This is a genomic window from Streptomyces albiaxialis, from assembly GCF_039530985.1.
Lineage (GTDB): Bacteria > Actinomycetota > Actinomycetes > Streptomycetales > Streptomycetaceae > Streptomyces > Streptomyces albiaxialis.
The window spans coordinates 48194-63692 of the sequence record NZ_BAAAPE010000012.1 but is presented as its reverse complement, the minus strand read 5'-3'; the positions used below and the strand labels follow the sequence as shown (position 1 = coordinate 63692).

General features: G+C 75.9%; 2 protein-coding genes. Both read right to left on the bottom strand.

Annotated elements, in window-relative coordinates:
- Positions 1-22: 22 nt before the first annotated feature.
- Positions 23-7252, bottom strand: coding sequence for an amino acid adenylation domain-containing protein (locus ABD343_RS22525; protein ID WP_344531033.1), 7230 nt, complete (start codon positions 7250-7252; stop codon positions 23-25).
- Between the two features lie 41 nt (positions 7253-7293).
- Positions 7294-15498 carry an amino acid adenylation domain-containing protein gene (locus tag ABD343_RS22520; protein WP_344531031.1) on the bottom strand — a complete coding sequence of 2735 codons (8205 nt, stop codon included), beginning with the start codon at positions 15496-15498 and terminating at the stop codon, positions 7294-7296.
- Between the last annotated feature and the right edge of the window lies 1 nt (position 15499).

Below are 15499 nucleotides of genomic sequence, written 5' to 3'. Positions count from 1 at the left end.
CGGGGTCGCTCCCTTTTTCCCGTTACCGGTTTTCCAGTGACCGGCCCAGGATTTCCGCGATGTCCTGCGCGGGGCCGGTGTCCAGCATTCCGTCGTGGTCGGAATTCACGTCGTGGCGGACGATTCCGCCCGCCGCGTACGGGGCCCAGATCTCCTCGGGCGACGGGCGGCCGTCCGGGGTGTCCGGGGTGTCCGGGGTCTCCCGGGTGGCGGCGAAGAAGAGCAGCTCGCCGTCGTACGTCCCCGGGCGGTGCGCGGCGCCGAGGGCGCTCAGGTGCCGGATGACGCCGAGGAGATTGCGGAGCCGGCGCTCGTCCAGCTCCGCGAGGGGGTTGGCGTGCCGCTTGAGCAGGGCGAGGACCGAGGCCGGCGTCGGCTCGGCGTCCGCCGGGTGTTCCAGGCCGAAGCGGGTGAGGAGCTGCGCGAGGAGGGCGCGCTCGCTCAGGTCGGGCTCGTCGGACCCGGGGTCCGTGCCGCCCGGGCCGCCCGCGGGGAATCCGTCGAGATTGGCCAGCAGGCCGACCTCGCGGCCCAGCGCGCGGAGCTGCACGGCGATCTCATGGGCGACCAGGCCGCCGAAGGACCATCCGAGAATACGATAGGACCCGGTGGGCTGAATTTCCAGTATTCGCGCCACATATTCCTTCGCCAATTCCGTGACGCTGCCGGGGAGTTCCTCGGACTCCAGAATTCCGCCGGACTGGAAGGCGTGCACCGGAATTCCCTCGGGCAGCGCGCCGGCCAGCTCCAGGAACGGCCAGCCCAGCCCCACGCCGCCGTGCACGCAGAACAGCGGTTCGCGCGTGCCCCGCGGCCGTACGGCCAGGACCCTGCCGAACGCCTCGATGGCGCCCGTGAACTCGGTGCCGCCCGTGAGAAGGGCCCCCGGCGCCCCCGGAGTCTCCGTCTCCACCGCGACCGTCGCGAGCCCCGCCGCCGTGCGGTGGACGAAGACGTCGGCCGGGGTGAGGTCCACGCCCAGTTCGCGGGCGCGGCCCACCAGCCGGATGGAGCGGATGGAGTCGCCGCCGAGCGCGAAGAACTCGTCGTCGAGGCCCACGCGTTCGAGCCCGAGGACATCGGCGAAGGCCCGGCACAGGGCCCGTTCGACGGCCGTCTCCGGCTCCCGTCCCCCGCCGGCCTCCACCGGCGCGGGGTCGGGCAGCGCCTTGCGGTCCACCTTCGCGTTCGGGGTCAGCGGCAGCTCGGCCAGCTCGGTGAAGGTCGCCGGGATCATGTAGTCCGGCAGCCCGAGCGCGAGATGGGCCCGCAGGTCGGCCAGGTCGAGGCCGGGTTCGCCGCACGGCACCACGTACGCGGCGAGCCGGTCGGTGCCGTCGGCCGGGTCGGTACGGACCACGACCGTGGCGCGGTCCACGCGGGGGTGGCTGAGCAGCGTCGCCTCGATCTCGGCGAGTTCGATGCGGAAGCCGCGGATCTTCACCTGGTGGTCGGTGCGCCCCAGATAGTCCACGGCGCCGTCCGGCCGCCACCGCGCCAGGTCGCCGGTGCGGTACATCCGCGAGCCCGGCTCCCCGAACGGGTCGGCCGTGAAGCGCTGGGCCGTGAGTCCGGGGCGCCCGTGGTAGCCGCGCGTGACGCCCGTACCGCCGATGTACAGCTCACCGACGGCGCCGACGGGCACGGGGCGCAGGGCCGCGTCCAGGACGTAGACCCGGTTGCCCGCGAGGGGGCGGCCGATGGGCGGGGTGCCGGTGCCGTCGAGGCGCGCTGCGGTGGAGTAGATCGTGGTCTCCGTCGGCCCGTACAGGTTCGTCAGCCGCCGTGCCGTGCCGCTCACCGCCGCCGCCAGCGCGGGGCTGATGGCCTCGCCGCCGGTCAGCGCGTGCACGCCGCGCAGCGCCCCGGGGTGCTCGGTGACCAGGGTGTGCCACAGCGTCGGCGTGGCCTGGAGGACGGTGGCGCCGCACCGGTCGAGCAGCGCGGCGAGCGCCGCCGGGTGGCGGACGGTCCCGTGCCCGGCCAGGACGAGCGTGCCGCCGGTGAGCAGCGGCCCGAACAGCTCCAGGTTGGCGATGTCGAAGCCGAACGTCGTCACCGAGACGAACCGGTCCCCGGGGCCCAGCTCCAGCAGCCCCGCCGCGTCCGTGAGGAAGTTGGTGAACGCCCGGCGCGGCACGACGACGCCCTTGGGGCGGCCTGTGGAGCCCGAGGTGTAGATGACGTACGCCGTGTCGTCGGGGGTGGGCTCCCCGTCGCGGTCGGCGGCGGTCAGCGGGTGCGCGGGCAGCGCGCCGTACGCCTCCCGCTCGTCCACGAGCAGCCTCGGTACGGCCTTCAGCTCCGGCACCGTCTCGCACACCGCGCCGTCGGTCAGTGTGAGCACGGGCCCCGCGTCCTCGATCATGTACGCGATGCGGTCCGGCGGGTACGTCGGGTCGACCGGCAGGTAGGCGGCGCCCGCCTTGAGGACGGCGAGCGCGGCCACGACCATCCGCGGCCGGCGCGGCAGCGCGATGGCGACGAGCCGTCCGGGGCCCGCGCCGCGCGCGACGAGCGCGCGGGCCAGCCTGTTGGACTCCTCGTGCAGCTCGCGGTGGCTCATCCCGCGCAGCGCGGACTCGGCCTTCCGCTCGCGCCGCCGCCCCTTCTTCGCCGGGGCGTCGTGGTGCTCGTACAGCAGCGCCGTGCGGTCGGCGAACTCCTCGCCCGCCGCGTCCAGTTGAGCGTGCAGCGGGGCGTGCACCACATGGGCGGGGGCGCCGTTCCAGGACTCCAGGACGCGGGCGCGCTCGCCGGGCAGCAGCGCGGGGATCTCCCCGAGCGGGACCCCGGGCCGGGCCGTGAGCAGCTCCAGCAGATGGCAGAGGCGCTCGGCGAGCGTACGGGCGCCGTCCTCGGTGAACAGGTCGGCGCTGTACTCCAGCCGCCCCGCCAGCCCGCCGGGCCCGCCCGCGTCCGTGCGCCTCTCCGCGAGGTCGAAGGCGAGGTCGAACTTGGCGCCGCCCGTGCCGGCCGAGCCCGCGCGGGCGGTGAGGCCCGGCATCCGGAAGTCGGCCGCCGCGTTGTTCTGGAACGCCAGCATCACCTGGAAGAGCGGATGCCGGGCCACGGAACGGCCGGGGGCCAGGGCCTCCACCAACTGCTCGAAGGGCACGTCCTGGTGCTCGAAAGCGGCGAGGCCCGCCGTGCGCACCCGCCCCACCAGCTCGCGGAAGGTCGGGTCGCCCGAGACGTCGGTGCGCAGCACCAGCGTGTTCACGAACAGACCCACCAGGTCGTCGAGAGCCTCGTCCGTACGGCCCGCGACCGGCGTCCCCACGGGGATGTCGTCGCCCGCGCCGAGCTTGGACAGCAGCGCGGCCAGTGCCGCCTGGGCGACCATGAAGAGGCTGCCGCCGCACTCCTTCGCGAGCGCCGCGGCCCGCTCGTGGACCTCCGGCGGGACGGTGAAGCCGACCGTGCCGCCCTGGTAGCTGGCGAACGCGGGCCGCTGGTGGTCGGTGGGCAGCGGCAGCTCGTCCGGGATTCCGGCCAGCGCCTCGCGCCAGTGCGCGAGCTGCCGCGCGGCGAGGCTGCCGGGGTCGGCCGGGTCGCCGAGCAGTTCGCGCTGCCACAGCGCGTAGTCGGCGTACTGCACGGGCAGCGGCTCCCAGCCGGGCTCCGCGCCGCCCAGCCGCGCGGCGTAGGCGGCGCTGAGGTCCTTCGCGAGCGGCGCGTTCGACCAGCCGTCGGCGGCGATGTGGTGGATCACGGTGACCAGCACGTGCGAGGCCGGGCCGAGCGCGAAGAGCGCGGCGCGCAGCGGGATCTCCCGCGTCAGGTCGAACGGCTCCCGTGCGAACTCCGCGACCGCGTCGTCCAGTTCCTCGCCGGTCACGGCGCGCACGGGCAGCGCGATCCGCACGTTCTCCCTGACCGCCTGGTACGGGGTGCCGTCCCGGCCCTCGGGGAAGACGGTGCGCAGGCTCTCGTGCCGGGCGACGACATCGCCCAGGGCCCCGGCGAGCGCGTCGGTGTCCAGCTTCCCGGCGAGCCCGAGCCGCCACGGCAGGTTGTACGCGGCGGACGAGCCGTCGAGCCGGCTGAGGAACCACATCCGCTGCTGTGCGTACGACAGCGGCGGCTCGGCGGGCCGTTCACCGCCCGTACGGGCGACGAGCGGCGGGCGCCCCTCGGCCGCGGCGCCCAGGCGGGCGGCGAGCGCGGCGGGGGTCGGCGCGTCGAAGACCGTACGGACGGCGAGTTCGGCGTCGAGCAGCGCCCGCACCCGGCTGACCAGGCGCGTGGCGAGCAGCGAGTGGCCGCCGAGGTCGAAGAAGTCGTCGTCCGCCCAGACCTTCTCCACGCCGAGGATGTCCGCGAACGCGCGGCACAGCAGCTCCTCCTGCGGGGTGCGCGGCTCCCGGCCCGCCGTCGCGCCCACGAGGTCGGGCGCGGGCAGGGCCTTGCGGTCCACCTTGCCGTTGGGCGTGAGCGGCAGCGCGTCGAGGACGACCACGGCCGAGGGCACCATGTACGCGGGCAGCACCTCGGCGACGGCGGCCTTGACGGCGTCGGGGCCCGGGGCCTGCGGCGCCCCGGCGACGTGGGCGATCAGCCGCGTCGTCCCGTGCGCGTCGGGCGCGGTCGTCACGACGGCGTCCGTCAGTCCCGGCAGCGCGCGCAGCGCGGCCTCGATCTCGCCCAGCTCCACGCGGTGGCCGCGGATCTTGACCTGGTGGTCGAGCCGTTCGAGGAACTGGAGCCGCCCGTCGGGCAGTTGCCGCACCCGGTCGCCCGTCCGGTACATCCGCGCGCCCGGCTCGGGGTGGAAGGGGTCCGCGACGAACACGGACGCCGTGCGCGCCGGGTCGCCCAGATACCCGCGGCCGACGCCGAGCCCGCCCACGTACAGCTCACCCGGCGTGCCCGGCGGCAGCGGGCGCAGCCCGTCGTCGAGGACGTACAGCGCGGTGTGCCGCACCGGAGCGCCGATCGGCGCGTGCGGCGGGGTCAGCGCCTCGGGCCCCGCGAGGGTCGCGTGGGTGACGTCGTCGGCGCACTCGGTCGGCCCGTAGGCGTTGACCAGCGGAATGCCGGGGAAGCGGGCGAACCAGCGCGCGGCGAGGTCGGCGGGGAGGGCCTCGCCGGTGACGACGAGGCGCCGCAGCGTGCCGAGCGTGGGTGCCGGATCGCCGCTCTCCCAGCCGTCGAGCGCGGCCCGCAGCAGGGACGGTACGACCTCCAGGACGGTGACGCCCTCGTCGTCCACGAGCCCGAAGAGCGCCGCCGGATCGGCCGCCGTCTCCCGCGAGACGACCCGCGTGGTGCCCCCGCTCGTGAGCGCGGCCAGCATCTGCCACACGGAGATGTCGAACGTGACGGGCGCGTTGTGCACCAGCACGTCGCCCTCGCCCATCCCCAGGTCCTCGATCTTGGTGTGGAGGTGGTTGACCATGCCGCGCCGGTGCACCATCGCGCCCTTGGGCTTCCCGGTGGACCCCGAGGTGAAGATCACGTACGCGAGATCGCCGTCCTGTCCGGACAGGGGCGGCAGCGCGCCGTCCTCCGGCGTTCCGGTCCCGTCCAGGGGCAGTACGGGGATCTCCGCGCCGCCGGTCCCCCGTACCGCCCCGGCCAGAGCGGCGTGCTCCGGGCCGGCCAGGAGGAGGTCCGCGCCCGCGTCCGTGACGAGACCCGCCGTGCGGGCCACCGGCGCTTCCACGTCCAGGGGGACCCAGGCGGCGCCGGCGCCCAGGACGCCCAGGACCGCCGTGACGAACGGAACGCCCGGCGCGGCCAGCACGCCGACGAGGGAGCCGGGGCCGACGTCCCGGTCCCTCAGGGCGCGGGAGAGGGCGCCGGAACGGGCGGCCAGGGCGGCGTAGCCGAGCGACGTCGTGCCGTCCGAGACGGCCTCCGCTTCCGGGCGCAGCGCGGCCGTCTCGCGGACCCGCGCGACGACATCGCGGAACAGGTCGTCGGCGGCGGGCGGCGCGGGCCGCAGATGCAGGGCCTCGCGCTCGCCCGGCAGCAGCGTGTCCAGGCGGCCGAACGGCACGTCCGGCGCGTCCAGCAGCCCGCGCAGCACCCGGACGAGCCGGGCGGCGATCTCCGCCGCCTGCCCCGGCGCGTACAGGTCCGGCGCGTAGCCGAGGTCGAGCCGCAGGCTCTCGCCCGGGAGCACCGTCAGGCTCAGCGGATAGTGCGTGGCGTCCTTCGCCTGGAGGTCCGTGATCCGCAGCCCGGGCGCGGGCTCCTCCATCTCGCCGGGGTCGAGGGGATAGTTCTCGAAGACGAGGACGGTGTCGAACAGCTCGGTCGCGTCCACGCACTGCTGGATACGCGTCAGCCCCAGGTGCTGGTGGGCCAGGAGCGCGGCCTGCCGCTCCTGCAGCTCCTCCAGGATCCGGGCGAACGGCTTCGCCGGGTCCAGGTCCACCCGTACGGGCAGGGTGTTGATGAACAGCCCCACCATCGTCTCCACGCCCGGCAGTTCGGGCGGGCGGCCCGAGACGGTGCCGCCGAACACGATGTCCCGCTGCCCGGTCAGCGCCGCGAGCGTCGCCGCCCAGGCGCCCTGGACCACGGTGTTGAGGGTCAGCCCCCGCGCCCGCGCCCACGCCGCCAGCTCGGCGGTGACCTCGCGCGGCAGCGCCGTGCTCTGCCGTACGGGCAGCACCGCGCCGCGCTCCCCGGCGTCGGGCGCGACGAGGGTGGGCCCCGGCAGCCCGTCGAGGGCGGTGCGCCAGGCGGCCTCGGCCGCGTCCGTGTCCTGCCGGGCGAGATGCGCGAGATACGTCTTGTACGGGGTGACGCGCGGCAGGGCGGCGCCGCCGTCCGCGCCGTACAGCGCGAACAGCTCCCGCACCAGCAGCGGCATCGACCAGCCGTCGAAGAGGAGCTGGTGCGCGGTGAGGACGAAGCGGTGCGCCTCCGGGCCCGTACGGATCAGGGTGAAGCGGAGCAGCGGCGGGCGTCCCACGTCGAACCGGCGGACGCGGTCCGCGTCCGTGATCCGGTCGGCCTCCGCCGGGTCCGTGGTCGCCTCCTCGGTCCAGGGGAGGGGCACGGCGCGGGGGATGAGCTGGGCCGGCTCGCCGTTCTTGCGGTAGCGGAACGCGGCCCGCAGGTTCGGGTGCCGCTCCAGCAGCGCCTCCGCCGCGCCCCTGAGGCGGGCGGGGTCGAGCGGGCCCGCGAGGTCCAGCACGAGCTGGATCGCGTACACGTCCAGGCCGCTCGTCCTGTCGGGCTGCGTGAACACCGCGTGGAACAGCAGCCCTTCCTGGAGGGGCGTCAGGGGCAGCACGTCGCTGAGGTTGGGTTTTCTCGATTGCGCTGTTCCGCTGCTCACAGTGACCACTCACCCATCTCGGACATGTCCGCCTCGAACTCGTCGATCTCGTCCTGGCTCAGCGCCAGCAGGTCCACGTCGGACGGGGTGTGGCCGCCCGCCTCGGGGTCGCGCGCGTGGGCGGCGAGCGCCCGCAGGGCGCGGAACCACGCCTCGGCGACCCCGGCCGCCGTCGCCTCGGGGAGTGCCTCGCCCGCCCATGTCCACGTCGCGACGAGCCGCGGCCCTTCGGGCCCGTCCTCGGTCAGCGCGTTGACGCCGAGCACGTGGGGGAGCGGCAGCTCCGGGTCGGCCCCGGCGGCGACCGCCGGGGACTCGGGCGCGGTCGCCCAGTCCTCGGGTCCGCCCGCCGACGAGGGGAGCCGGCCCAGATAGTTGAAGCCCAGCTCGGGCGCGGCGGCCCCGGCCAGGTCGGGCGCGGCCGAGGGCGCCAGGTGGCGCAGCAGGCCGTGGCCGAGTCCGTGGTCGGGCAGCGCGCGGAGCTGCTCCTTGATCTGCTTGAGCGCCCGCCCCGCCGCGGGCCCGCCCGCCCACGCCTCGTCCCGGTCGATGTCGCCGGGGTCGAGCCGTACGGGGCAGGTGCTGGTGAACCAGCCGACGGTGCGGCTCAGGTCCACACCGTCCGCGCACTCCTCGCGGCCGTGGCCCTCCAGTTCGACCAGCACCCCGCCGGGCGTGCCGACGGCCAGCGCGAGTCCGGTCAGCAGCACGTCGTTGATCTCGGCGTGGAACGTGGCCGGGACCTCGGTGAGCAGCGTCCGCGTGGTCTCCGTGTCCAGGACGAGCCGCAGCTCGCGGGCCGTGGCGACGGTGTCGCGCGCCGGGTCGAGCGGACGGTCGCCGAGCAGCGGCCCTCCGGTCCTCAACTGCGCCCGCCACAGCGGGATCTCGGCCGTACGGCGTGCGCTGACGGCCTCCCGTGCGAGCAGCCCCGACCAGTGCCGGTACGAGGTGCCGACCGGTTCCAGCGCCGGCGGCTCCCCGGACACGGCCGCCTCGTAGGCGCGGGCCAGGTCGGGCAGGAGGATCCGCCACGAGACGCCGTCCACGACGAGGTGGTGCAGCGTCAGCAGCAGCCGCCCCCGGCGCCCGGGCCCCGCGTCGAACCAGACGGCCTGCGCCATCACGCCCTCGCGCGGCGCCAGCCGCTGCCGCGCGGCGACGGCCGAGCCGGTGACGACCTCTCCGACGGCCTCCTCGTCGAGCGAGGAGATGCCCGTACGGGAGAGCAGGTCGCGGGCGAACACGGCGCCGGGCTCGGCGATCCGCAGGGTCCATGCGCCGCTGTCCTCGTGGAGAAGCCGCATCCGGAGGGCGTCGTGGTGGTCCAGTACGGCCTGGAGGGCGCGGGTCAGCGTCGGCAGCGAAGCGCCGGCCGGGGTGTGGACGACCACGGCCTGGTGGAAGCCGTCGACGGGGGCGCCGACGGGCGCGGCGAGACCGCGCAGCCAGTGGACGATCGGCGTCGGCGCGAGGTCGCCCACGCCGTCGCCGGTCCCGACGACCTCGCGCGCCGCCGCGCTGCCCGCAGCCTGGGCGACGGCCGCGAGCGCGGCGGGCGTCCGGTGCGTGAACACGTCCTGCGCGGTGATCAGCAGGTCCGCGCGGAGCGCGCGGCTGACGAGCTGGATCGAGCTGATCGAGTCGCCGCCGAGGTCGAAGAAGCTGTCGTCGGCGCCGACCTCGTCCAGCGCCAGCACCTCGCGGAAGATCCCGCACAGCGTCTCCTCGCGCGGCGTCGCCGCCGCCCGCCCCGTCGAGACGGTCCCGAAGTCGGGCGCGGGCAACGCCTTCCGGTCCAGCTTCCCGTTGCCGGTGAGCGGCAACACCCCCAGCTCGACAAAGGCCGCCGGCACCATGTACTCCGGCAACCGCTCCTTGAGATGCGCCCTCAGCGCGTCCGCGCCCGGACCGGAGGGGACGCTCCCCGGCACCGCGCCGGGGTCGGCGTCCGCCGGGCCGTCCGTCCTCGGGGCGGACGACGGAGTGCCGGGTGCGTGCGGACCGGGGGCCGGGACCACGTAGGCCGCCAACTGCCTTACCCCCGGGCGGTCCTCGCGGACCACTACCGCTGCCTGGGAGACGGACGGGTGGGCCAGGAGGGCCGTTTCGATCTCGCCGGGTTCTACGCGGAAGCCGCGGATCTTGACCTGTTCGTCGGCGCGGCCGACGTAGTCGAGGGTGCCGTCGGGGTTCCAGCGGACCAGGTCGCCCGTGCGGTACATGCGGTCGCCGGGGGCGCCGTACGGGTCGGCGGTGAAGCGCTGGGCCGTGAGGGCCGGGCGGTGGAGGTAGCCGAGGGCCAGTCCGGCGCCCGCGAGGTACAGCTCGCCGGGGACGCCCACCGGGACGGGCCGCAGCGCCGTGTCGAGGACGCGCAGCCGCGTACCGGCGAGGGGGCGGCCGATGGGCGGCCGGGCGCCGTCGGCGAGGGGCTCCAGCGGCGGGCTGACCGTGGCGCAGACGGTGGCCTCGGTCGGCCCGTACGCGTTGAGCATCGCGCGGCCCTCGGCCCAGCGGCCGACGAGTTCGGGCGGGCAGGACTCCCCCGCCGTGATCACGGTGAGGCCGTGCGGCATGGGCAGTTCCTCCGGCCAGGCGGCGAGCACCGTCGGCGGGAGGCAGACGACGTCCACGCGGGACTCGGCGATCAGCCGGGCCAGGGGCTCGCCGGGGGCGCGCAGCGCGTCGTCGGCGAGGACGAGGACGGCGCCGGTCAGCAGCGAGGTGCAGACCTCCCACGCCGCCGCGTCGAAGCTGAACGACGCGAACTGGAGCACCCGTGTGCCCTCCCGCACCCCGAACCGGCCGCTCTCCGCGACCAGCCGGGCGACGGCGGCGTGCGGGACGGCGACGCCCTTGGGGCGGCCCGTCGAGCCCGAGGTGTAGATGACGTACGCCGGGTCACGCGGGCTCAGCGGGCGCGCGCGGTCGGTGTCGGCGACGTCGTGCGCGGGGGACGCGGCGAGCGCGGCGGCCGTGCCGTCGTCGTCGAGCGTCACCGTGACGCCGTGCGCGGAATCCGGCACGCGGGCGGCGTGCGCGCGGGTGGTGAGGACGGCGGCGGGGCGCGCGTCCTCGATCATGTACGCCACCCGGTCCGCCGGATACGCCGGGTCCACCGGCAGATACGCGGCGCCCGCCTTGAGCACGGCCAGCAGCGCGACCACGGCCTCGGCGGAACGGGGCAGGACCAGCGCGACGGTGTCGCCGGGGCCCGCGCCGCGCGCGGCGAGGTGGTGGGCGAGGCGATTGGCGCGGGCGTTCAGCTCGGTGAAGCTCAGCGCGCTCGACTCGCCTTCGCCGTGCGCCGTCTCCAGCGCGACCCGGTGCGGGTGCGCGGCGACGCGGCGCGCGAAGAGCGCGGGGAGGGGCTCCGGAACCGAGGAGGACTCGGTGTCGGCCTCGCCGGCCCAGGCGCCCAGCACCCGCTCCCGCTCGCCCGGCAGCAGCGCGTCGAACGCGCTCAGCGGCCGGTCCGGCGCGGCGGTCAGCGCCCGCAGCAGCAGCGTCAGCCGCTCGGTGAGCGTACGGGCGCCGGCCTCGGTGAACAGGTCGGCGCTGTACTCCAGGACGCCGTTCACCCCGCCGCCCGCCCGCTCCGTCAGCTCGAAGGCCAGGTCGAAGCGGGCCGTTCCGGTCGGTACGGACGCGACGGTCGTCGTCAGGCCGGGGAGGGAGAATCCAGACCCCTCGTTGGGGACACCTCCCGGGCCGCTAGGCCCAGGGGGAGTCTGGAAGGCCAGCATCACCTGGAACAGGGGCTGGTGGCCCAGCGAACGGGTGGGCGCCAGGGCCTCCACCAGGTGCTCGAACGGCACGTCCTGGTGCACGAAGGCCGCCAGGTCGGTGTCCCGGGCGCGGCCGACCAGCTCGCGGAAGGTCGGGTCGCCGCTCAGATCGGTGCGCAGCACCAGCGTGTTGACGAAGAAGCCGACCAGGTCGTCGAGGGCCGCGTCCGTACGGCCCGCGACGGGCGTGCCGACGGGGATGTCGTCGCCCGCGCCGAGCTTGGACAGCAGCGCGGCGACGGCGGCGTGCAGCACCATGAAGACGCTGGCGCCGTTGGCGCGGGCCAGCGCGGCGACGGCCTCGTGCAGCTCGGGGTCCAGCTCGAAGCCGACGGTGCCCCCGAGGTGCGAGGAGGCCGCGGGCCGGGGGCGGTCGGCGGGCAGGTCGAGCGCGTCGGGGAGCCCGGCCAGCGCCTCGCGCCAGTGGCCGAGCTGCCGGGCGGCGAGGCTGCCGGGGTCGGCGGGGTCGCCGAGCAGCTCGCGCTGCCAGAGCGTGTAGTCGGCGTACTGCAGTGGCAGCGGCTCCCACGCGGGCGCCTCGCCGCGCAGCCGCGCCTCGTACGCGGTGCACAGGTCCCGGGCGAGCGGCAGTACGGACCAGCCGTCGCCCGCGATGTGGTGCAGCACGACGAGCAGCACATGGTCGTCCTCGGCCAGCTCGAACAGCTCGGCGCGCAGCGGCAGTTCGTTGGCCAGGTCGAAGGGGCGCGCGGCGCGCTCGGCGAGCGCCGCGTCCAGCTCCGCCGCGCCGGTACGGGTCAGCGGCAGGTCGGGGCGCGCCGTCCCGGCGTCGAGGACGAGCTGTACGGGCCGTCCGTCGTCGTCGGGGTAGACGGTGCGCAGCGCCTCGTGCCGGTCGACGACGTCGCCGAGGGCGCGGGCGAGCGCGGCGGGGTCCAGTTCGCCGGTGAGCCGCAGCGCGCGCGGCAGGTGGTACGTGGCGGCCCGCGCCTCCAGGTGGCTGAGGAACCACATGCGCTGCTGCGCGAAGGAGAGCGGGACCTCCTCGGGCCGCTCGTCCGCCGGTACGGCCACGGGCCGGGCCCTGGCCTCCCCGGCGGCGGGCAGCGCGGCGGCCAGCTCGGCGGGGGTGGGCGCCTCGAACACGTCCCTGAGGCGCAGTTCGACGCCCAGCTCCTGGCGGAGCCTGCTGACGACCTTGCTGGCGAGCAGCGAGTGCCCGCCGAGGTCGAAGAAGTGGTCGTCGGCCCAGATCCGCTCCTGGCCCAGCACCTCGGCGAAGATCTCGCAGAGCAGCTCCTCGTGCGGGGTGCGCGGCGCGAGCCCCGTACCGGCGTGCGCGAGGTCGGGCGCGGGCAGGGCCTTGCGGTCCACCTTGCCGTTGGCGGTGAGGGGGAGTTCGCCGAGGACGACGAACGCGGAGGGCACCATGTAGTCCGGCAGGACGCCGGCCAGCGCCGTACGGACGCCGGCGGGCTCGGCGTCCCCGGCGAGGAACGCGACGAGGCGCGTGTGGCCGCCCGGGTCGAGGGCGGTGTCCACCACGGCGTCGGTGAGGCCCGGCAGCGCGCGCAGCGCGGCCTCGACCTCGCCCAGCTCGATGCGGTGGCCGCGGATCTTGACCTGGTGGTCGAGCCGCTCCAGGAACTCCAGCCGCCCGTCGGCCAGTTGCCGCACCCGGTCGCCCGTCCGGTACATCCGCGCGCCCGGCGCCGGGTGGTGCGGGTCGGCGAGGAAGACGGTGGCGGTGCGGCGCGGGTCGTCCAGATAGCCGCGCCCGACCCCGATGCCGCCGACGTACAGCTCGCCGGGCGTGCCCTGCGGCAGGGGCTGGAGGCCCTCGCCCAGCACGTAGAGCGCGGTGTTGCGCACCGCGCGGCCGATGGGGGCGCGGGCCGGGGTCAGGTCGTCGGCGGTGGCGATCGTCGCGTGGGTGACGTCGTCGGCGCACTCGGTCGGCCCGTAGGCGTTGACCAGCGGAATGCCGGGGAAGCGCGCGAGCCAGCGCCGCGCGAGGTCGGCGGGGAGGGCCTCTCCGGTGACGACGAGGCGCCGCAGCGTACGGAGCGTGGGCGCGGGGTCGCCGCTCTCCCAGCCGTCGAGCGCGGCCCGCAGCAGGGACGGTACGACCTCCAGGACGGTGACGCCCTCGTCGTCCACCAGCCCGAAGAGGGCCGCCGGGTCGGCGGCGAGTTCGCGGCCGACGACGCGCGTCGTCCCCCCGGACACGAGTGCCGTCAGCATCTGCCACACGGAGATGTCGAACGTGACGGGCGCGTTGTGCACCAGCACGTCGCCCTCGCCCATCCCCAGGTCCTCGACCTTCGCGAGCAGGTGGTTGACCATCCCGCGCCGGTGCACCATCGCGCCCTTGGGGCGGCCTGTGGACCCGGACGTGAAGATCACGTACGCGAGTTCGTCGCCCTCGGGCACGACGGGCTCGAAGGCGTCGGACACGTGGGTCGGGTACGCGCCCGCCTGCGGGGCTGCCGCGTCAGCGGCACCCGCCCCTGCCGGGGCCGTCGCCTGCGACTGAGAGCCTGACGTGCTGTCGGCGGACGTCCCCGTCGCGGACGTCTCCGCCCCGGACGCGGACGCCACGGACGTGTCCGTCGCGTCCGGCAGGGACGATTCCGGCCCGTAAAGCTCCGGTTCGGCGGCGCCCGCGGCGGTCAGTTCGACGACGCGTGGCCAGCCCCCGCAGCCCGCCAGCGCCTCGTGGGCGTACTCCTCCTGGCCCGGGCCGTACAGCAGGACCTCCGCGCCGCTGTCGCCGAGCAGCGCGGCGGCGCGGGCGACGGGGGCGTGCACGTCGAGCGGGACCCAGGCGGCGCCCGCGCCCAGCACGCCCAGCACCGCCGTGACGAACGGCGCTCCGGGTTCGGCGGCCAGGGCCACCAGCGAGCCGGGGCCCACGTCCGCCGCGGCGAGGCGCTGGGAGAGCGCGGCGGCGCGGGTGGCGAGCGCGGCGTACGAGAGGCGCTCGGTGCCGTCGTCCACGGCCGCCGCTTCCGGGTGCGCGGCGGCGAGCGCGCGGACCCGGGTGACGACGTCGGCGAACGCGTCCTCGTCCGCGGGGCGTACGGGACCCTGCCCGGCCTCGCGCAGCGCGCGCAGCTCGTCGGGGGTCACGGCGCCGACGCGGGCCAGCGGCAGTCCGGGCTCGGCCAGCGAGAACGCGCGCAGGTAGCCGAGGAGGCGCCGGAGGTGGGTGTCGAGCTGCTCCTCGGTGTAGCGGTCGGGGTGGGCGTCGAGCCGCAGGGTCCAGCCCTCGCCGGGCGCGTCGAGGTAGATGACCTGGAGGTCGGGCACGGGCCCCGTGGACAGGTTGTGCAGCGCTCCGGTGACGCCCGCGCCGAGGGTGAACTCGGCGCCGGACTCCAGCACGTTGACGGTCGGCCCGTAGGTGTGCGCGGCGTCGCCGGTGAGGCCCAGTTCGCGGCGGAGGCGGTCGCCCCGGTGGTTCTGGTGGCGCAGCGTGGAGCGCAGCCCCTCGGCGGTGGTGCGCAGCAGCGCGCGGCGGGTCGCGGAGGGCGGCACGGAGAGCGGCAGCGGCAGGAAGTTGGCGCGCATGCCGGGTACGGACCGCGCGGTCGCGCCCGTACGGGCGGGCACCGGCAGGGTGAGCAGCACGCCGCGCTCGCCGGTGATCTGCGAGAGGTAGCCCGCGGTGGCGGCGATCAGCGTGGTGGGCCAGGTGACGCGGTCCTCCCAGGCCAGGGCCCGCAGCCGCGCGGACGTCTCGGGCGGCAGCGGCGCGGTCCTGCGCAGGGTGTGCCGCGCGGGCCCGGGGCGGCCGGCGGACAGCAGCGTCGGCTGCGGCGTGCCGTCGAAGCGCTTCTCCCAGAAGGCGAGGTCTTTCTCCTGCCGCCCGGAGCCCTCGTACGCGGCCTCGTCCTCGGCGAGGAGCCGCAGCGGGGGCAGCGGGCCCTGGGCGGCGGTGGCGTCGCTGCCGCCGGGCCCGGCCGCGTACAGCGCGGCGAGCCTGCGGTAGAAGAGGGAGCGGCTGAAGCCGTCCATCAGGATGTGGTTGGCGTGGGTGAACAGCCGTACGCGCTCCGGCCCGAGAAGATGCAGCTCGGCCCCGTACGCGCCCTCGCCGAGCGAGGACGGCCGCTCCATGCCCTCGCGCATCCGCCGCCGCGACTCCGCGTCGGGTTCGTCGGTGCCGGTCAGGTCCCGTACGGGCAGGGGCACGCCGTCCGCCGGGGCGGGGTGCACGGTCTGCACGGGCTCGCCGTCGCGCTCGGTGAACCGGGCGCGCAGGCACTCGGTCTCCGCCACCAGCGCGGCCCAGGCGGCGGCGAGCCGCGCGGGGTCCACGGGACCGGTGAGGTCGAGGTGGTCGCCCATGGTGAAGACCGGGTTGCCGGGGTCGAGTTGCTGCGCGTACCACATCTCCCGCTGTGCACCGGAGAGCGGCAGCTCGAAGGGGGTTTCTTCACGCATC